The following is a 19,443-nucleotide window of genomic DNA, read 5'->3' as shown; positions in this document are numbered from 1 at the left end:
CGAACCATATTGAATTTGCAAATGACATTTCGTCAATCATCAAACCTTTTGAGCATCTGAAAGATTACCTTAGCTTCGGATACTATCCCTTTTTTCTGGAGAATATTGGAACTTATCACCGTAGAATTGAACAAATAGTCAGATTAGTGATAGAAACAGAATTGCAATTCATAGAAGGTATGGATATCCATAAAACCAGAAAAATTCACCAATTGCTCGGTATCCTTGCAAAAAACGTCCCCTTTAATCCGAATATTTCCAAGCTTAGCGAGAAAATTGGAATCCATAGGAATACACTTACGACTTATATCCATTATCTGGAAAAAGCGAGGCTTATAAACAGCTTGAATACAGAAGGAAAAAGCATCAGTATTTTACAAAAACCTGAAAAAATATTTTTAGAAAACACAAATCTAAGCTATGCCTTAGCAGGACCTACAGTAGATATCGGAAACCTGAGGGAAACTTTTTTTCTAACACAGGTAAAGGAAAACCATGAAGTCAGCCTACCCAAATCAGGGGATTTTTTAATCGATGGAGTGTATACCATTGAAGTGGGTGGAAAGAATAAAACCAATTTTCAGATCAATAATCTTCCAAATTCTTTCATTGCCATGGATGATATTTTGATAGGAACTTCAAATAAAATTCCATTATGGGCCTTTGGTTTTGTTTGATAGTGGAATAGAGAAACTTCAAATCACTTTCTCAATGGCTCCAATCGTACCCATCGATATCTTCTAGGCAAGCTTTTAACAGCAGGATGCTGTTGGATATATCTTCCTTGTGAGCGGTTTCGATTACTTGATGCAGGTGGCGTGTCGGGATGGAAATTGCCCCGGCGATGGCGCCTTGCTTGCCCATTCGCTGCACACCTGCAGTATCGGTGCCTCCGGCGGTCAGAATTTCCGGTTGCCATTTGATCTGATGCTGCTCAGCAGTCTGCTTCATGAAAGCCACCATCCTGTAATCGCAGATAGTCGAGGCATCCATGATTTTGATGGCAGTCCCTTTGCCGAGTTCGGTCACTTTTTCATGTGGCTGTGCACCGGGCACATCAAAGGCAATGGTAGTATCCAAAGCTATCCCAAAATCAGGATTGATACCATGTGCAGCGACATTTGCGCCACGGATACCTACTTCTTCCTGCACGGTAAAAGTGGCATACACATCATAGGCCGGATTGTCCAATACCCTCAAGGTCTCCAAAAGAATAAAAACCGCCACCCTGTTGTCAATAGATTTGCAGTTGACGCAGGCACCCATTTCTATCAATTCCCTATCTCTCGTGATCGGATTACCCACTGTGACATATTTTTCAACTTCCTCTTTCTCCATACCTAAGTCGATAAAAAAGTCGGTTATCTGGGGTAATTTATTCCTTTCCTCAGCAGTCATCACATGGATGGGTTTACTTCCCATGACACCTACAAGATCTTTTTTGCCGTGGACTATAACACGCTGCGCGGTTAATGTTTTGGGGTCAAAACCTCCCAAAGTATGGAATCTGACAAATCCTTTGTCATCGATATGGGTGACGATAAATCCTATTTCATCCATATGGGCAGCCACCATCACTTTTTTACCATCGGGATTTTTCTTCGATTTTTTGATGGCAATGACACTTCCCATATTATCAGTCCTGACCTCATCAGCAAGCGGAGTCACCAATTCAATGACCAAATCCCTGATTCTTTTTTCAAAACCCGGTGCACCGGCGATTTCACAAATCTTTTTTAATAAAGGGACATTTACTTCCATGGTTTTGGTGTGAGAATAGATGAATAATTATGAAACAAACAATGACCAAAAACAAGTGCTTTGTTGCCTTGAAATTTGGTCATCGCATTAAATTTATAAAGAACGATCAGTATGCCCTGATCAATTTTCCTTCCATATAGTTGGCAAAAGCCCTGTTTACCACACGCATTCCCCCGGAGGTAGGGAAATCACCGGTAAAGTACCAGTCTCCAGAATGGTCAGGGATACATTTGTGCAAATTGTCTACGGTCTGGTATATGACTTTCACTTGAGCATGAATTTCATCAGTAGTAATGATTTCAGCTATTTTGTCAGAAATCTCCTGATCTGAAAAAGGCGCATAGAGCGCTTTCACATAGTTTTCTGTCAAAATCTGATTGGTATTGCATTTCTCATATACCTCATCCATCAAGTAACTCATACCCCTGTCCTTGAGGAGCTCAACTGTCGCTCTGAAAGCTATAAACTCTCTTAATTTTGACATGTCGATGCCGTAGCAATCCGGGAACCTGATTTGGGGCGCGGAGGACACGATGATGATCCGTTTGGGATTTAGTTTGTCCAAAGTCGTCAAAATGCTTTTCTCCAATGTCGTTCCCCTCACAATGCTGTCATCAATCACTACCAAAGTATCAATTCCCGCCCTGACGACTTCGTACGTAGTATCATATACGTTGGCGACCATGGCATCTCTATCGGAGTCATTGGTGATGAAAGTCCTCAGTTTCACATCCTTGCTGACAAGTTTTTCCACCCTTGGACGGAAATTGAGCAGCTCTTCGAGGTCTTCCAAATGCGGTTTTCCTTCCAAAAGAACTTCCCTCCTTTTGGCACTGAGGTAATCCTCCAAACCTTCGATCATGCCAAGAAAAGCAGTTTCGGCGGTATTTGGAATGTAGGAAAAAACGGTGTTTTTGAGATCAAAGTCAATGGCTTTCAGGACTTGGGGCACAAGGGCTTTGCCTAGAGACTTTCTTTCTCTGTAGATATCTGGGTCTGTTCCCCTTGAAAAGTAGATTCTTTCAAAACTACAGGATTTCTTTTCACGGGCAGGAAGGATTTCATGTTCATCGTACGACCCGTCTTTATTGATGACCAGTGCATGTCCCGGTTTGATTTCTTTGATCTGCTTGTAATCCACGTTGAAAGCGGATTTGATGGCGGGCTTTTCGGAGGCCACCACCACAATCTCCTCATCGGCATAATAATAAGCAGGCCGGATTCCGGATGGGTCACGGACCACAAAACTTGAACCATTGCCTATAATTCCTGCCATCGCATATCCCCCATCAAAATCCCTGCAGGACCTTTTCAGAATACGTGCTACATCTATTTCGTTTTCGATGACAGCTGTAATCTGTTCGTTTGAATATTGGTGTTTGTATTTGTCAAAAATCCGCTGGTTTTCTTCGTCCAAAAAGTGTCCGACTTTTTCCATGACGGTGACAGTGTCTGTTTTTTCTTTGGGGTGCTGACCAAGCTGAACCAACTTGCTGAACAATTCCTCCACATTGGTCATGTTAAAATTACCCGCCATGACGAGGTTGCGGCTCCTCCAGTTGTTTTGTTTCAGAAATGGATGACAGGTTTCGATGCTGTTTTCTCCATGCGTACCATACCTCAAATGTCCCAGCCAAACTTCACCTGAAAATGCCACATTTTCTTTCAGCCAATTGGCACTGTTCAATCCCTTTTTTCCACCTAATTTTTTGGCCTTTTTGTATTTCTTGTAGATTTTGTCAAAGATATAGTTGACAGCCTGAGGTTCGATGGAACGGTATCTGCTGATATAGCGCGTACCCGGTTTGGTGTCAAGCTTGATGTTTGCAACTCCCGCACCGTCTTGGCCCCGGTTGATCTGCTTTTGCATCAGGACATACAATCTGTTGGGAGCATACAGCGGGGAACCGTATTTTTCAATGTAGAATTGAGGTTCCTTTCGAAGCCTGATCATTGCAATTCCACATTCATGTTTGATTTGGTCACTCATTGGATTTGTAAACGAGTAAATACTGGGAATACAAAGGTAAATCTTTTTTAGAAGGATATAGAAGTAAATAAAGTTCGGTTTATATAATATTTTGTCAAGTGCTTCAGCTAATTCCTACCATTTCAAATTTCTAGCCAATATTTCCGCCAAGTCAACAAATGCCAATTCCCGAATGGTTTGGATATCAATTCATTTGAAAATCACTTTTAGTATTGAAAATGAACCGAATACGGCTAAGTTAAATTTGAAAATCATGGTGGGATTTTTTTTCAAAGAAAGAATCGGATGGCCAAATCCAATGAATCTATTCCCGGACGATATTTATCTTTCCAAAAATGTCATAACTGATCTAATTTTCAATGAAAAGGTCAATCCCAAACTTTTGGAATTAAAGATAAAATTCTAAACAGTTCTCAACTCTAGATAAGGGACCCACTCTTCAGCATGCCTTTCTGCATATTCTGCCAAAAAATATCCCAAGCTGGGTTTAAAAGGTTGGGATCTAAGCTGCATTCCTGCCTGTTCAGGGGTTTTGTCTCCTTTGTACACATTGCATCTATGGCAGGCTGTGACAAGGTTGACCCAATTCGATTTCCCCCCTTTGGAACGGGGGATGATATGGTCTAAAGTGAGTTGCTTTTTGGATCCACAATATTGGCATTCCTGACCGTCTCTCCTGAATATATTTGACCTATTTAGCAAAACACCCTTGTAGGGAATATTTTTGAATTCGTTCAATCTGATGACAGCGGGATATTGAAAACTTTTGGTAACGGTCCTGATGGTAAGGTCTTCATAAAAAGTCAGGCAACTTACTTTTTCCAGATAAGTCAGGATGAAGGCCTTTTGGACTGTCACTACGGCGACAGGGGAATGATCCAAGTTTAAAACCAAAACACGTCTTTCCATAATCCACTAATATAAAATCTTTGGTCGGAAAAACCTGTTGTAGAATTCAAATGTTTTAAAACTTCATCTTGGCCAACTCTCTTTTAACATCCTTTTCTTTGATGTCTTCTCGCTTGTCGTGGAGTTTTTTGCCTCTTGCCACTGCTATTTCCATTTTTGCCAAACCTTTGTCATTGATAAAAATCCTGATAGGAATGATCGAAAGGCCTTTCTCGGAAAATTTAGTCTCAATTTTATCCAGTTCTTTTTTGTTTAGCAAAAGCTTACGCTCTCGAACAGCCTCATGGTTATAGCTTGCCGCCATCGAATATGGCGCAATGTGCATTTGCTTGACATACAACTCCCCCCTTTGAAAATAGCAATATGCCTCCGTCAGGGAAACTTTCCCCTCGCGCACGGATTTGATTTCTGTACCGCTGAGTACAATTCCGGCCGTGTAGGTATCGAGGAACTCAAATTCATGACTTGCTTTCTTGTTCCTGATATTGATGATTTTATCGAATTTGTTCTTTTTGGTAACAGACATGATTGGATCTACTATTTGTAATTGTTGTAGTGGTTTTAATTTTTGTAGTGGTTGAAATGGTTGTCTGCTGCGCGTTGTCGGGTTGTCGGGTTGTCGAGAATAGGGGCACAACTGCCAACTGAGACTGAACACTGTTACTACAATTTTTCTTGTTTTTAGTCTCTCGCTTCTCGGTTCTTGCGACTTGGTACTTGATACTTGATACTTGATACTTTAATCAAATCTTCATCCTTGCTTCAGGTACGACATCCAATCCACAAAACTCTCCTTTGAGGTATTTATAATGGGCGGCCATTGCAATCATAGCGGCATTATCGGTGCAATATTCGAATTTTGGAATATACACTTTCCAACCGTATTTCCCTGACAAGTTATTCAATTCTTCCCTGAGTCCGGAATTTGCAGAAACTCCACCGGCAATGGCAATTTCTTTGATTTTATGTTCTTTTGCAGCTTTTATCAGTTTTTGGCTAAGCATTTTGATCAAAGTATACTGAACAGAAGCACAGATATCGGATAAGTTTTCGCTAATGAATTCGGGATTTTCCTTGAGGTTGTCTCTCAGAAAATACAAAACCGCAGTTTTGATTCCTGAAAATGAAAAACTCAACCCCGGCATATCCGAAACCGGAAATTTGAAAGCTTTTGGATTACCTGTCTTCGCATACTTATCGATCAAAGGCCCACCGGGATAAGGCAGTCCAAGCAACTTGGCTGTCTTGTCAAAAGCCTCTCCTACAGCATCATCTGTGGTCTCCCCGATGATTTCCATGTCCAGATAATTCCGAACCAGAACAAGCTGGGTATGGCCTCCACTAACCGTCAGGCAAATAAAAGGAAAAGAGGGTTTTGGGTCATCAATAAAATGTGCCAAAATATGTGCCTGCATGTGGTTGACATCTATCAAAGGAATCCCCAAAGCATAGGACAAAGATTTGGCAAATGATACTCCGACGAGTAATGAGCCCATCAATCCCGGACCTTTGGTAAAAGCGATAGCTGAAAGCTCTTGCTTACTGATTCCTGAGGAAGATAGGGCTTCATGGACAACAGGAATAAGGTGTTGTTGGTGAGCACGAGAGGCAAGTTCAGGAACTACACCCCCATATTTTTCGTGTACCGATTGCGTGGCGATGATATTATTGAGTATTTTGCCATCAGAAATGACCGCCGCCGACGTTTCATCACACGATGATTCAATAGCCAGAATATTTATCTTCATTTCGCTTGCCTCTTGGAAAAGAACCCCAAAGTTACGGAAAAATTACTGAAAGCCTTTAAGGTGGTCTTCAGGGTTGTTCTTATACTTTTTTTAGCTTTGTTATTGGTAGTAATTGCCCTGCAAATCCCTGCAGTCCAAACCAGGGTCACCAAATCTTTCACCAATTATATCAGTAAAAACACCGGATTTGACACCAGTATTTCAAAGGTGCGGATCAGGTGGTGGGATGCGGTCAGCCTGCAGGATGTGGTAATCTATGACCATCACGACAGTTTGATGGTGGACTTGGAGAGTGTGTATATTGATTTTTCTATTTCCGGATTGTTGGATGGCAGCAATCCCGGTTTGGACCAGATCAAATTGGAAAAAGGAAATGTCAGGCTGCTGTTCCATCCTCAGGAAGATTTTATCAATATCGCTGAGTTTTTGTACCAAATCAACCTTCTTTTTCCGAGTGCACCACAAGATCCTGACAAAAAACCGTCTAAGTTTGGGATCAAAAATATCAGCCTCAAAGAGACCTCCCTGGATATCATCAATTATGGAGGCATTCCGGTAGAAAGCGGTTTTGATTTCAACAAGCTTCAGTTTCGGGATTTGATCGCAGATGCAGACGATTTTTACTCAGAAGGGCCCATCATAGGAGTGAAAGTCAATTACCTCCGTGGTTTGGAATCAACCTCAGGACTGGTCTTTCAGCAGCTTAAAACCGATTTTACTTATGGTCCAACATTCATGGAGTTTGACGATCTCTTTTTGAGGTCAAACAAAACCGAGATCAAAGACTACCTCAAATTCAGTTATGATTCCCAAGAAGGCCTTTCCAACTTCAACCATGAAGTCAATATTCTGGCAAGGCTGGATGAAGCGGCCTTGGACATTCAGGATCTAAAATACTTTACCGAAGGACTCAACAATATAGAAGACCGCATATTTATCAGCGGAGAAATCAAAGGGACTGTTGATGACCTAGCCTCTGAAGAGCTATTGATTAGATTCGGCGAGAAAAGTGCCCTTTTTGGAAAATTTCAAATCGATGGGCTTCCCAATATTGACAGTACTTTTTTTGAAATGTCCCTGATGAATTCAATACTGAACAGCAAAGACCTTTCTCCCTATATCGGGGAAAATGCCAGAAAAGAAATCAACAAATTTAAAGATGTTCGCTTTGATACGGATTTTTCGGGTTACCTCAATTATTTTACAGCAAACGGAAATTTCAGGACAGGAATCGGAGATATTATTGGACGCCTCAGCTTCAAAACCGAGAAGGACAAACCAACTTATACAGGAAGGTTGCAATTAAAAAATCTCGACATCGGAGTACTGCTTGAAGACAGGGAAAGGTTTCAGAAAGTTACTATGACAGGACAAATCAAAGGTACCGGACTGACATTGGAAACCGCACTTCTCCAAGTAGATGCCGACATCAAGAGTGCAGGAATCAATGGTTATGATTATACCAATATTCTCACTGATGCCACTTATGGCAAGGACTTATTTAGGGGGAATTTAAAAGTCAATGATCCCAACCTCAAAGGAGAACTCAGCGGGGTATTGGATGTCAGGGAGGGCAGGGATTCTATAAGAATGACGGTGAAATTGGATACAGCTTTTCTCAAGGAACTCAAATTAATGGACAAGGAAACCTTTGTAAGCGGAAAAATCGCCATTGACACCAAAGGAGTTACCCTGGATGATATAGAGGGAATAGCAAGGTTCAGCGATGTGGACTTAAGCTATGAAGGCAGAAATCTCTTCGTAGACAATTTCTATTTCCAGTCATTATTTACAGATGACTCAAGACTGATCTCCCTCAATTCGGACCTGCTTGTAGCGGGGATTTCCGGTAAATTCAAGGTAAAACAACTTCTGGAAGATATCCAAAATCTCAGTCAGCAATACCTTTCCATACTGACCAATTCGGATGAAAAAATCACACTTCGTGCTGATGCCAACGAGGAGCCTTATAACATAGACCTCAACCTCAATTTCATTGACATCAATCCCATCATCAGTCTATTGGAACCAAGGGCATCCATTTCAAAAAACACCATCATTGAAGGTGCTTTTTACCAGACTCCTGACAATACCATTTTTAACTTTTTCTCAAGCATAGACACCATTTATTACGATGGAAATTTACTGTATGATACCAACCTGGATTTCAACACCTCTAAGCTGATCAACAGTTCGGATGTCTTGGCCTCTTTTTATATCTTTTCCAAAAAGCAAGAGCTGAATACCGGGCTGAAATTCAATAACCTTGCAATTGAGGCTATTTGGAATGAATCCAGTATTGATTTTAGGTATGACCAGGACCAACTTGAGACAGGCAGTTATGTCCGGGTCAAAAATGAGATCACCATTTATCCTGACCATACGACGGTGGTGTTCGAACCTTCAGAGCTCAAAATCCTAGACAAAATCTGGCAATTTGATAGGGATAACAGCATCTTCATCGCGCAAAAATCTTTCCTATTTGACAATATCAAACTGTTTAATGAAGACCAGTTTATAGCCCTCAATGGTACCATATCTCCAAATCCGGAAGAAATGCTTGGACTGGAAATCCATGAAGTCAATATGGACTTCCTAAATACCCTTAGTACAAAAGAATTCAGCGGGCTTGCAAATGGGAATTTCGGGTTTACCAATTTCTATGGGTCGATCGGAATCAATGGTCAGCTTAATGTGGATGAATTACACATCAACAACTTCCTAGTGGGGAATATTGAGGCGGCGACATTCATCGCAGACAAGCTGATCAATGTCGAAATCAGCAATATTCGAAACGAAAAAAAGGTGATTGCAATAAATGGCTTTTTGGGAAGTACAGACAACCAACTTGAACTCAAGGCAAAATTGAATGAAGCTGATTTATCTGTTCTGGAGCCTTTTCTTTCAAACTATATCACCAAGATGGGGGGCACGGTTTCGGGAGATTTTGCCATCGGAGGATCTATTGCATTCCCAACAGTGATAGGAAATGGGCTGGTTACCAACGGAACTTTGCTTATCAACTATCTCAAAACCCAATATACAATTGACGGCAACCTGATTTTCAATACCAATGAAATCAGCTTCCGGGAATTGACCCTCAAAGACATCAACGGAAACGTGGCAAGAATGAGAGGAGGGATTTCACATGATTACTTCACGGATTTTATCCTGGATATTTCTTCCAATCTTGAAAACTTTCAGGTTCTCAATACGGGTTCCAAAGACAATGAACAATTTTATGGAACCGCCTACGCAACAGGTACGCTCAATATTTTTGGAGCATCCAATAACCTGGACATCACAGCTCGGGCAACTTCCCAAAAAAACACAAGGATTTTTATTCCTCTAGGTTCAAAAAGCTATGAGGCACAAGAGGATTTTATCAAAATCATCAATGTTCGGGACACCGCAAGGAATATTTCTTTGGAAGAAACCATCAATAAATTAGACATCAACAACGTGAGGATGAACTTCACATTTGATGTCACTCCAGATGCTTATACCGAAATTCAGATTGACCCAAGGACGGGAGAAACCATCCAAGGCCGAGGTCTTGGCGTTTTGACAATGAAAATTGATACTCAGGGCAATTTTTCAATGTCGGGAAATTATGAAATCACAGAAGCTAAGTATAATTTTTCGTTGTACAATATCCTAAGGAAAGAGTTTATAGTCCAACCTGGAGGCAGGATTTCATGGTATGGGGATCCTTATGAAGGCGTGATGGACATTGATGCCTATTACCTCGAGAGTGTTTCCCTCCAAAGTCTTCAGACGAACCAAAATGCCGCTTTAGAAGACCCTGCTATGAGGAGAAGATTCCCGCTGAAAGTACTTATGAACCTAAAAGGTCAACTCCTTTCCCCGGAAATTACCTTCAATTTTGATTTTTCAGCCTTCCCAACCGAAGGCAATATCCAAACCTATATCTCCGCATTTAAAAACCGAATCGCAAACGATGAACAGGAAAAAAACCGACAGGTATTCTCGGTTATCATGATGCGCTCTCTTTCACCCGAAGGTCAGTTCAGCGGTGTAAGCAACATCGCCACTTCCAACTTGAGTCAATTGCTTTCATCGCAGCTAAACAGCTTCATTGCGCAGGTGGACCAAAACCTTGAAGTGGATATAGACCTGGCTAATTTGGACCAAAGTGCCTTGGAAACTTTTCAGCTTCGGGTAGCCTACACCTTTTTGGATGGCAGGCTGAGGGTTTCAAGGGATGGGGGTTTTACAGATCTGCAGGGTAATGCCGATCTCAACAGTATTGCCGGAGACTGGCAAGCCGAATACCTCGTCACACAAGATGGACGCTACCGGGTGAGGGTATACAACCGGAATAATTTCAATACCTTCACCTCACTTTCTTTGGCACGGAATGTAGCGACTTATGGCGTATCTGTTTCACAAAACCTGTCATTCAATACTTTTAAGGAGCTTTGGGACCGAATCACAAATAAGGAAAAACAACGTCTCCGTATCAATGACACAGATGATTTTTTGAGATACAACAACGATAAAGAAGAGGATTGGAAGAATATTCCTTTGGACAGCCTCGAAAGAAAAGTAAGTCCTTTAGATTATCAAATGGATCAACCCATAAAAAATCCTCCTAAAGGGAAGCGGGATTAAAACAATTTTGCCTGCAGGATATTGATACCTGAAATGATACTAACAATATGGAAAAAATCAGCCTATTTTGGTTCAGGAGAGATTTAAGATTGGAAGACAATACCGGTCTGTACTATGCCTTCACGCAAGAAAAAAATGTATTGCCTCTGTTTATCTTTGACAGGGATATTCTTGACAAACTGGAAGACAAAAAAGATGCGCGAGTAGAATTTATCCATTCCCAAGTTTTAAAATTAAGGGAGGAATTAAGAACTTTTGGAAGTTCTATTTTGGTGAAATACGGCAAACCGATTGAAATCTACCGCCAACTTTTGGCCGAATATGACATCCAAAATGTCTATACCAACCGTGACTATGAGCCTTATGCAAAAGATCGAGACCATTCAATCAAAGACTTACTAAGGGAAAAAGAAATCCAGTTTTTGGATTTCAAAGATCAGGTCATCTTCGAAAAGGAAGAAATCGTCAATGGCAGTGGGGAGTTTTACAAAGTCTTCACGCCATATAGCAGAGTTTGGTTGGAAAAATTCACCAAGGCATCTTTACAAATTGTAGGTCTAGATCCGGAAAAGAACAACTTCTTCCAGACTCCTCCCCTTCCTGTTATTGGATTGGAAGAAATGGGTTTTGAAAAATCAGATATTCAGATCCCTCCTTTGGAAATCGATAAGCCTCTGATCCAAAAATACGATTCACAGAGAAATTTTCCCGGTATCAAAGGAACTTCAAGGCTTGGCATCCACTTGAGGTTTGGCACCATCAGCGTAAGAAAACTCGCTTTGGAAGCCTCAAAACTCAATGCCACCTATCTGAATGAATTGATCTGGAGGGAATTTTACATGATGATCCTCCATCACAATCCTCAGGTGACAGACCATGCCTTCAAGCCAAAATATGACCACATCCCCTGGAGAACCAATGAGGAAGATTTTGAAAAATGGTGTGAAGGAATGACCGGATATCCTATCGTCGACGCAGGTATGCGGGAGCTCAACGCTACCGGATTTATGCACAATAGGGTCAGAATGATCGTTGCTAGTTTTCTCACCAAACATCTTTTGATTGATTGGCGATGGGGAGAAGCGTACTTTGCGAAAAAATTACTGGATTTTGAACTGGCCTCCAACAATGGGGGTTGGCAATGGGCTGCAGGGACAGGGACTGATGCACAACCTTACTTTAGGGTTTTCAATCCAGAATCCCAAACCGAGAAGTTTGACAAAGACCTCCGTTACATCAAAAAATGGGTACCCGAATTTGGTACATCTAAATACCCAAAACCTATGGTCGAGCATAAATTTGCGAGAGAAAGGGCCATAGAAACTTATAAAACAGCACTGAATACATGAACATAGGAGACAAAGTCCGTCTGCTTCACGGCAACGAAGAAGGAGTAATCGTAAAAATATCAGGAAGTGGTCGCGTGGAAGTAGAGATTGAGGACGGTTTCCGGATTCCAGCCATGAAAAACGAGATTGTGGTCATTTCAAGTGCCGAAAAGCAGTATTTCGGCGGTTCAAAGGAAATTACCGCCGAGCAGCCCGGCAACTTTGCAAAAGTAAAAACCTCTAAAGAAGACGGCTTATTTTTGGCATACCTTCCTCTCAATGACAAGGACCACAGCATCTATATCAGCAACAACACAGACCGGGACTATCTTCTTATGGCCACTGCGGTCTATGGGGGTAATGGCCAAACCGTTTTTTCAGGATTGCTGAAAAGAAAAACTTCCCAGAAATTAGGTGAAAAATCGATACATGATTTCGAAGATTGGCCCACGCTTCTGGTGCAGTTTTTCCCAATCTATCCCAAAATCGAAAAGATGGAACCTTCTTTTGAGAGAAGGCTAAAATTCAAAGCCTCCACATTTTTCAAAAGCAGGGGAACCGCACCCGTGTTGGACAAAAGCGGGTATGTTTTCAAACTTTCCGATCAGACCAAAGAAATTGACATCCAAAAACTGAATGAACAGCTGAATACTGAAAAAACCACTCCGGTTTTAAAATTTCCCAAACCACCAAAGGAAATTGACCTACATATAGAACAGCTTACCAAGGATCATTCATTGATGAGCAACAGTGAAATGATCCGGCTACAAATGGAGACTTTTGAAAAAAACCTCAATTACGCCATCGCTTCCGGAATGGATGAAATCACCTTTATCCATGGCATCGGCAACGGCGTTCTCCGAAAAGAAATACATAAGTATTTGAGCCATTTGGGAAATATTAAGTATTTTCAGGACACACAAAAAAGCCGGTTTGGATACGGCGCAACATTGGTCAGAATCTCTTAAGCCATGCAAGGAAAGGTTTCCCCCATTTTCAGGTTGTTCACGCAGCAGTTTGAAGACGCCAAATCAGCTTTTTTATCTTTGAGCAAAAGGTACAGGGGAAAAAAATCGATCGAATTGGAGCAGAAAATGATCTTCCTCGAAATCTACGTGGACTTCCTTTCACGCATCCATTTCAAGGAGGAAAACCTCAAATTCCAACTTTTTTCTCCTTTCAAAAAAATCTTTAAAGGACTGAAGAAAACCAAACACCTCAAGATGATCATGAGGCAAATGGAGTCTGTCAAAATGAGGGATAATGTCGTATTCAATTCCTATACAAAAGCGCTGGAATCAGAAAAAAACAAGATTTATGCTGAAGTATACGACTTGATTGTCTCAGCCCCATTGCAAATTTGGGATGAACTTTATGATTCTGTATATCGGTACAGCAAAGGCTTGAAGCCATTGATGATCAATACCGCCACGACCCAGATCATCAGCGAGGAATTGGAATTTTTCAATCTTGACAATAAAACCAAATTGGATACCAAAGCCCTGAAAGATATTTATGAAGGAATCCGTATCATTACCGCTTTGGAAAACCTACGGATTGAATCAGGCTTCAACCCAATTTTTGTCAAAGAGGTACATGGAAGGATGAACGAGCTCCAAAAGGATCTCTTGTCCTGGTATGAAAACCACCTGTTTTTACAGCATTTGACAGGATTTTTGACTGACAAAGAAAATATTTCCAAAAAATACATCGATCTTTTAGCTTCATTGCAACAAAATAAAAGAACAAATACCAACAAAGTAGAAGCCAAATGCCGGGAGCTATTCGAGAGGATTTTGGATTAAGAAACAGGATATTTGAAAAAACTGAATTCCATTGACAGTCAATTGATTTTTGAAAGAAATAAAGCCAAACCCTTATGTATGTAAATAGGAATTACAGCTTATGGATGACATTCAAATGGTCAAAGAAACCTTTTTATTATGGAAGTGCTTATGCAGCGGCTATAACAATCCTTTATCAAATCACAGAGGTCAAATTCACCTTGCCTTGGGAACCCATCAGCATCATCGGTATCGCTGTCTCTTTTTACCTAGGTTTCAAAAACAACTCTTCCTATGACAGGACCTGGGAGTCACGCAAGATCTGGGCTGCAATTGTAAATGACAGCAGGACCTTCGCCACCGCAATTCTTTCTTTGTTAAATGAAAATCCTGATGAAAATAGCGAAGCCATCAAGAAAACCATCATTTACAGACACCTGGCATGGGTAATATCACTCCGCTATACCCTAAGAATACCCAAAAGTTGGGAGCATAAATTCGGTCCAAAAAACATCGTGTTTGTACCTACTTATTCTGAAATCCTAAACAATGGTCTTGACAAAGAATTGCAACAATACCTTTCCGAATCTGAGTTACAGCTTTACAAAACCAAAACAAATATCCCTTCTCAAATTCTGAAAAGACAATCTGAGGCCCTCATTGAATTGAAAGCAAAAGGATTGATCACGGACTTCAAACAGGTTTGGTTTCACCAGTTGATAGGAAGGTTATATGACCATCAAGGCATGTCCGAGCGGATAAAGAATTTTCCACTTCCACGACAATATGCCTCTGTGGCCCTCTGGATGACATATGTTTTCTGTGCAATGATTCCTTTTGGGTTGCTGGATATTTTTTTGGCATCCGAAGCATTATGGATTTGGATGACCATTCCATTTTCAGGGATGATCATTTGGATATTCTTCCTGATGGAAAGAATCGGGGATTATTCTGAAAATCCCTTTGAAGGTGCCTATAATGATGTTCCGATTTCATCCATTACCAGAGAAATAGAAATCGACCTAAGGGAAATGCTAGACGACGAAAATATTCCCATGCCTTATCCTGTCGAGAATGGGTTTTTGATGTAAATTCACAGCACCATTGACAGCTAGAAGTCTGTGGTTTTTTCCTATGTCACTCCAATTCAAAACAGCCGAAACCTACGAGGAATTTGTCGGCATCCTTGAACTCCAACAAGAAAACCACATTAAAAATCTCGATTCCCTCGATCAGGGTTTTGTCTTTGCGGAGCACAGCGTAGAGGACCTTGCAAAAATGAATTCGTTTGCACCGCATATCATAGCCAAAGATGGTGAATTGGTGGTGGCTTACATCCTTGGAATGACAGTCGAAAGCAGGTACGACATTTCGATGTTGATCCCGATGTTTGAGCAGTTTGACGAAATCGAAGTCAACGGGACTCCACTCTCAGCCTACAATTACATTGTGGTTGGTCAAGTTGCTGTCGCAAAGGATTATAGAGGAATGGGCATTTTTGACCAATGCTACGAATTATACCATGAAGTGCACGGCAAAAATTTTGACTTTGCCATCACAGAAATCTCTGAGCGCAACTACCGGTCACTTGCCGCCCACTACAGGGTCGGCTTCCGCGAACTCAGCCGCTATCCCAATGAAGACGGGGAAGTTTGGATTATTGTGGCTTGGGATTGGTAAAATCCATACCGCGTTCTAACCTTCTACCTATTTCAATCTTCAAAAAATCTCCATCTTTATAAATAATTCTGTGGGACAAAACAGAGAATTCTAAGCCTGAAATTGTATAAGTCCATTTATGCCCAAAATCATAAAAAGAAAACTACATTACTTTACCCGGTTGCCGGTTTGGTTCGTGGCTATTGTTTTTTTTGCACTTTCTCCTTATCTCATAGGAGTCCTTGGAAGTTACCTTACAGAACTTTCGACAGGCGAACCCTGCAATGAAAGCAATTGTGGCTGGATGGTTCTCCCCTTTTTCACTTTCATCACTTTACCCACGGGAGCACTGGGCTTGCTGGTATTCTTGGTCATTGTTCTTCAAGATTCAAGGGAGATTCTGAATAAAAACAGATAGCGGTTTTACTGAAAATCAGGCAGGATTTTGTGGGAATAAAATCCGAAAATCAAAAGAACGTTTAATTTTTTAAATCTATTTGCAAATCTAAAACCAACAAATCTATCAAAGTTGCTCCCTTTGGAATTAATTCAGCTTTCCTATTTCTTTGCTTACCAAAAAATAACCGGCAACAGATTCCAACAAACCGATCACCTAAATCAGGATAAAATGTCAGAAACAACTTTGATAAAAAATGTCAGCATCGTAAATGAGGGTCAAATAACCGTTTCCGACTTGCTTATAGACAAAGGCATCATTCAAAAAATCGGACATTTAAATGAATCCGGGACAGGAAATGTGATTGACGGAACAGGCAAGTTTTTGTTTCCGGGAATTATTGATGGACAGGTCCATTTCCGTGACCCCGGTCTTACCCACAAAGGAGATTTATACACAGAAAGCAAAGCTGCTGTTGCAGGAGGAGTTACCTCCTTCATAGATATGCCCAATACTTTTCCGAATGTGTTGAATATTGAGATACTAAATGAAAAATACAGGATCGCTTCAGAGAAATCACTTGCTAACTTTGGGTTTTTTCTCGGAGTCAATGGGGACAACCTTGATGAGGTCCTCGCACTTGATACTTCTAAACTTTTGGGGGTCTCTGATGACGGCCTTTATTTTACCAAAAAAGGAAACCTTCTCGCAGACAATCCTGAAATAATGGAGAAGCTGTTTGCCAATTGCAAATCAATCATTGCCATACATTCTGAAAAGGAACAAATCGTAGAAGAGAATGAAAATATCTACCGCGAAAAATTCGGTGAAGATGTCCCTGTGGAATTTCATCCCCTGATCCGGAGTGAAAAAGCTTGTTATGAAGCAACCAAAAGAGCGATTGATATTGCTAATAAGTATAAAGCAAGGCTTCATATCCTGCATTTGACCACGGAAGCTGAGACCCATCTTTTTCGCAATGATATTCCTTTGCCTCAAAAAAATATAACAACAGAAGTCTCGGTCCATCATTTATGGTTTTGTGACAAAGACTACAAAAGATTAGGTAAATTGATCAAATGGAACCCTGCCATAAAAACCGAGAAAGATAAAAAGGGTCTTTTGAAGGCTTTATTGGATGATAGAATCGATATTATCACCACAGACCATGCTCCCCATACATTAGAAGAAAAGTTGAAACCTTATTTTCAATCCATGTCCGGAGCTCCCTTGGTACAACATTCGTTAAATTGTATGTTGGAATTTTATAAACAAGGTCTTATTTCTTTGGAGAAAATTGTTGAAAAGATGTGCCATAACCCTGCAATCCTTTATAAAATCAAAAAAAGAGGTTTTATCAGAGAAGGCTTTTCTGCAGATTTAACTTTGGTTGATCTCCATTCAGATTGGACGGTTTCCAAAGAAAATCTCCTTTACAAATGTGGATGGTCTCCTTTGGAAGAAACGACTTTCCATACCAAAGTCATAAAAACTTTTGTAAATGGAAATTTGGTTTTTGATCAGGGGACATTTTTTGAATCAAAAAAAGGTCAGGCACTCACTGTTCAGGAAAATTAGAAAATGAATCCACCATGTTCAAAGGTCGAAGATTAATCATTGCCACCAAACATGAAAAGGAAAGTGTAATTGCTCCTTTGGCAGAAAAAGCTTTGGGGGTTTCCTGTTTTGTTGATAAAAATTTTGATTCTGATATTTTTGGCACATTTACCGGTGAAATTGACCGTAAACTTGATCCCATAAGTACTGCCAGGCAAAAATGCCTCATGGCAATGGAAATGACAGGTTGCGATTTGGGCATTGCAAGTGAAGGCTCGTTTGGTCTACATCCATCACTGTTTTTTGTCAATGCCGATGAAGAATTCCTGATTTTTATTGATAAAAAAAACGGACTGGAAATCATCAGCAGGGAACTTAGTACCGAAACAAATTTTGACGGCAAAGAAATCAAAACAGAGGAGGCTCTTTTTGAATTTGCCGATTCGGTTGGTTTTCCATCCCATGGTCTTATTCTACGCAAGGGCAAGGAAGAAAAATCAGTTATTTTTAAAGGTCTTTCGGATGAAAAGCGATTAAGGGATGTGTTCAAAAACCTGATGGAAAAATATGGTTCTTCATATGTAGAAACCGATATGAGATCCTTATTTAACCCCACCCGGATGGGTGTCATTAAAACTGCCACAAAAAAATTATTGGACAAAATCAATTCTTTATGCCCCCAATGCGATACTCCGGGGTTTGGAATTACAGATACTAAAAGAGGGTTAAAATGTAGCTTATGCGGATCCCCTACACAATCTACACTTGCCTTTATCCGCCAATGTCTTCATTGCCACTATTCAGAAGAAGAAATGTTTCCCCACCACAAAGTTCAGGAAGACCCGATGTATTGTGATTTTTGTAATCCCTGATATCAGAGGGCAGAAAGGAGAAATCTTATTTTTTTCAATAGGATCGGAAAAATATCTGTCAGGATTTTTTAACCCATCAGTTTTTTTAAAATTAATTTCAACGACTTCAGATAGTTGAAAGGCCTGTTTTATTGTTTTCTGTTATGCCTCTTTATCAGCACTTCCATCACTTCATCCAATTCAATTTCTTTGGCTTCTAAAAGGATGAGGTAATGAAAAAGCAAGTCAGCAGCTTCTCCTAAAAATAAATCCTTGTTGTCATCTTTGGCTTCAATGACGATTTCCACTGCCTCCTCTCCTACCTTCTGAGCGATCTTGTTGATGCCTTTTGCAAAGAGCGAGGCGGTATAGGATTTTTCGGTTGGGTTGTTTTTCCGGTCTTTGATGATTTCCCGCAGTTGGTCGATAAACAGTGTTTTGCTGCTGTTTTTCTCAGCCCAACAGGTATCATCACCTTTGTGGCAAACAGGACCGACAGGATTGACGCGGACCAAAAGCGTGTCATTGTCACAGTCCAATTTGATAGATTTTAGCATCAGGAAATTGCCGGATGTTTCTCCTTTGGTCCAAAGCCTCTCTTTGGTCCGGCTGTAAAAAGTGACTTTTTTGGAAGAAATGGTAAGATCTATAGCCTCTTGATTCATGTACCCAAGCATAAGTACCGCAGATGTTTCTTCATCCTGTATGATTGCAGGTATCAATCCTCCAACTTTATCAAAATCTATATTTAGGTTATTCATTATTATTTTCTGGTGATTTTTATTTTATGGGTAATCTGAAATATGGTTGAAATAAAATAGAAA

At 40.6% G+C, this 19,443-nt stretch carries 15 protein-coding genes and 1 pseudogene; 10 read left to right on the top strand and 6 right to left on the bottom strand.

Going from position 1 to position 19,443, the window contains the following annotated elements; translation table 11 throughout:
• Nucleotides 1-677: pseudogene (locus ACZFYI_RS00950) on the top strand (AAA family ATPase); the annotation flags it as partial.
• A gap of 31 nt (nucleotides 678-708) precedes the next feature.
• On the opposite strand, the gene ACZFYI_RS00945 reads toward ACZFYI_RS00950, so the two are convergent.
• The 5 genes from ACZFYI_RS00945 to tsaD all read right to left on the bottom strand — a co-directional run bounded on the left by ACZFYI_RS00945 (nucleotide 709) and on the right by tsaD (nucleotide 6,408).
• The gene (locus ACZFYI_RS00945) at nucleotides 709-1,761 is read right to left on the bottom strand and encodes a M42 family metallopeptidase (RefSeq protein WP_462522245.1); all 1,053 of its coding nucleotides are present in this window, start codon (nucleotides 1,759-1,761) and stop codon (nucleotides 709-711) included.
• A gap of 106 nt (nucleotides 1,762-1,867) precedes the next feature.
• Nucleotides 1,868-3,751, bottom strand: coding sequence for an amidophosphoribosyltransferase (locus tag ACZFYI_RS00940; RefSeq protein ID WP_462522244.1), 1,884 nt, complete (start codon nucleotides 3,749-3,751; stop codon nucleotides 1,868-1,870).
• Nucleotides 3,752-4,153: 402 nt separating this feature from the next.
• Nucleotides 4,154-4,660 carry an HNH endonuclease gene (locus ACZFYI_RS00935; RefSeq protein WP_462522243.1) on the bottom strand — a complete coding sequence of 169 codons (507 nt, stop codon included), beginning with the start codon at nucleotides 4,658-4,660 and terminating at the stop codon, nucleotides 4,154-4,156.
• A 55-nt stretch (nucleotides 4,661-4,715) separates the two neighbouring features.
• Nucleotides 4,716-5,186: an SsrA-binding protein gene (gene smpB / locus ACZFYI_RS00930; RefSeq protein ID WP_462522242.1), complete on the bottom strand. Its 471-nt coding sequence runs from the start codon at nucleotides 5,184-5,186 to the stop codon at nucleotides 4,716-4,718.
• Between the two features lie 217 nt (nucleotides 5,187-5,403).
• A complete protein-coding gene (gene tsaD / locus ACZFYI_RS00925; protein WP_462522241.1) occupies nucleotides 5,404-6,408 on the bottom strand; it encodes a tRNA (adenosine(37)-N6)-threonylcarbamoyltransferase complex transferase subunit TsaD in 1,005 nt (334 codons plus the stop codon).
• Between the two features lie 12 nt (nucleotides 6,409-6,420).
• Between tsaD and ACZFYI_RS00920 the strand changes: the two genes are divergently transcribed.
• The 9 genes from ACZFYI_RS00920 (at nucleotide 6,421) to ACZFYI_RS00880 (ending at nucleotide 18,640) form a co-directional block, all read left to right on the top strand.
• On the top strand, nucleotides 6,421-11,043 hold the full coding sequence (locus tag ACZFYI_RS00920) for a translocation/assembly module TamB domain-containing protein (RefSeq protein ID WP_462522240.1): 4,623 nt from the start codon (nucleotides 6,421-6,423) through the stop codon (nucleotides 11,041-11,043).
• A 47-nt stretch (nucleotides 11,044-11,090) separates the two neighbouring features.
• Nucleotides 11,091-12,392, top strand: coding sequence for a cryptochrome/photolyase family protein (locus ACZFYI_RS00915; protein ID WP_462522239.1), 1,302 nt, complete (start codon nucleotides 11,091-11,093; stop codon nucleotides 12,390-12,392).
• The gene (locus ACZFYI_RS00910) at nucleotides 12,389-13,339 is read left to right on the top strand and encodes a Smr/MutS family protein (RefSeq protein WP_462522238.1); all 951 of its coding nucleotides are present in this window, start codon (nucleotides 12,389-12,391) and stop codon (nucleotides 13,337-13,339) included. The genes ACZFYI_RS00915 and ACZFYI_RS00910 overlap by 4 nt, the downstream gene beginning before the upstream one ends.
• 3 nt (nucleotides 13,340-13,342) lie before the next feature.
• Nucleotides 13,343-14,176: a hypothetical protein gene (locus ACZFYI_RS00905; protein WP_462522237.1), complete on the top strand. Its 834-nt coding sequence runs from the start codon at nucleotides 13,343-13,345 to the stop codon at nucleotides 14,174-14,176.
• 74 nt (nucleotides 14,177-14,250) lie between these two features.
• Nucleotides 14,251-15,246, top strand: a complete 996-nt coding sequence (locus ACZFYI_RS00900) for a bestrophin family protein (protein WP_462522236.1) — start codon at nucleotides 14,251-14,253, stop codon at nucleotides 15,244-15,246.
• 43 nt (nucleotides 15,247-15,289) lie between these two features.
• On the top strand, nucleotides 15,290-15,835 hold the full coding sequence (locus tag ACZFYI_RS00895) for a GNAT family N-acetyltransferase (RefSeq protein ID WP_462522235.1): 546 nt from the start codon (nucleotides 15,290-15,292) through the stop codon (nucleotides 15,833-15,835).
• Between the two features lie 118 nt (nucleotides 15,836-15,953).
• The gene (locus ACZFYI_RS00890) at nucleotides 15,954-16,232 is read left to right on the top strand and encodes a hypothetical protein (RefSeq protein WP_462522234.1); all 279 of its coding nucleotides are present in this window, start codon (nucleotides 15,954-15,956) and stop codon (nucleotides 16,230-16,232) included.
• A gap of 210 nt (nucleotides 16,233-16,442) precedes the next feature.
• Entirely contained in the window at nucleotides 16,443-17,789 is a 1,347-nt protein-coding gene (locus tag ACZFYI_RS00885; protein WP_462522233.1) for a dihydroorotase, read from the top strand.
• Nucleotides 17,790-17,803: 14 nt separating this feature from the next.
• On the top strand, nucleotides 17,804-18,640 hold the full coding sequence (locus ACZFYI_RS00880; protein ID WP_462522232.1) for a DUF6671 family protein: 837 nt from the start codon (nucleotides 17,804-17,806) through the stop codon (nucleotides 18,638-18,640).
• Between the two features lie 128 nt (nucleotides 18,641-18,768).
• Here the strand turns inward: ACZFYI_RS00880 and hisIE are convergent, their stop codons facing one another.
• A complete protein-coding gene (hisIE, locus tag ACZFYI_RS00875; protein WP_462522231.1) occupies nucleotides 18,769-19,380 on the bottom strand; it encodes a bifunctional phosphoribosyl-AMP cyclohydrolase/phosphoribosyl-ATP diphosphatase HisIE in 612 nt (203 codons plus the stop codon).
• Between the last annotated feature and the right edge of the window lie 63 nt (nucleotides 19,381-19,443).

The organism is Aquiflexum sp., assembly GCF_977115555.1.
The sequence above is the reverse complement of the archived record's forward strand: the minus strand, read 5'-3'. Positions and strand labels throughout refer to the sequence as shown.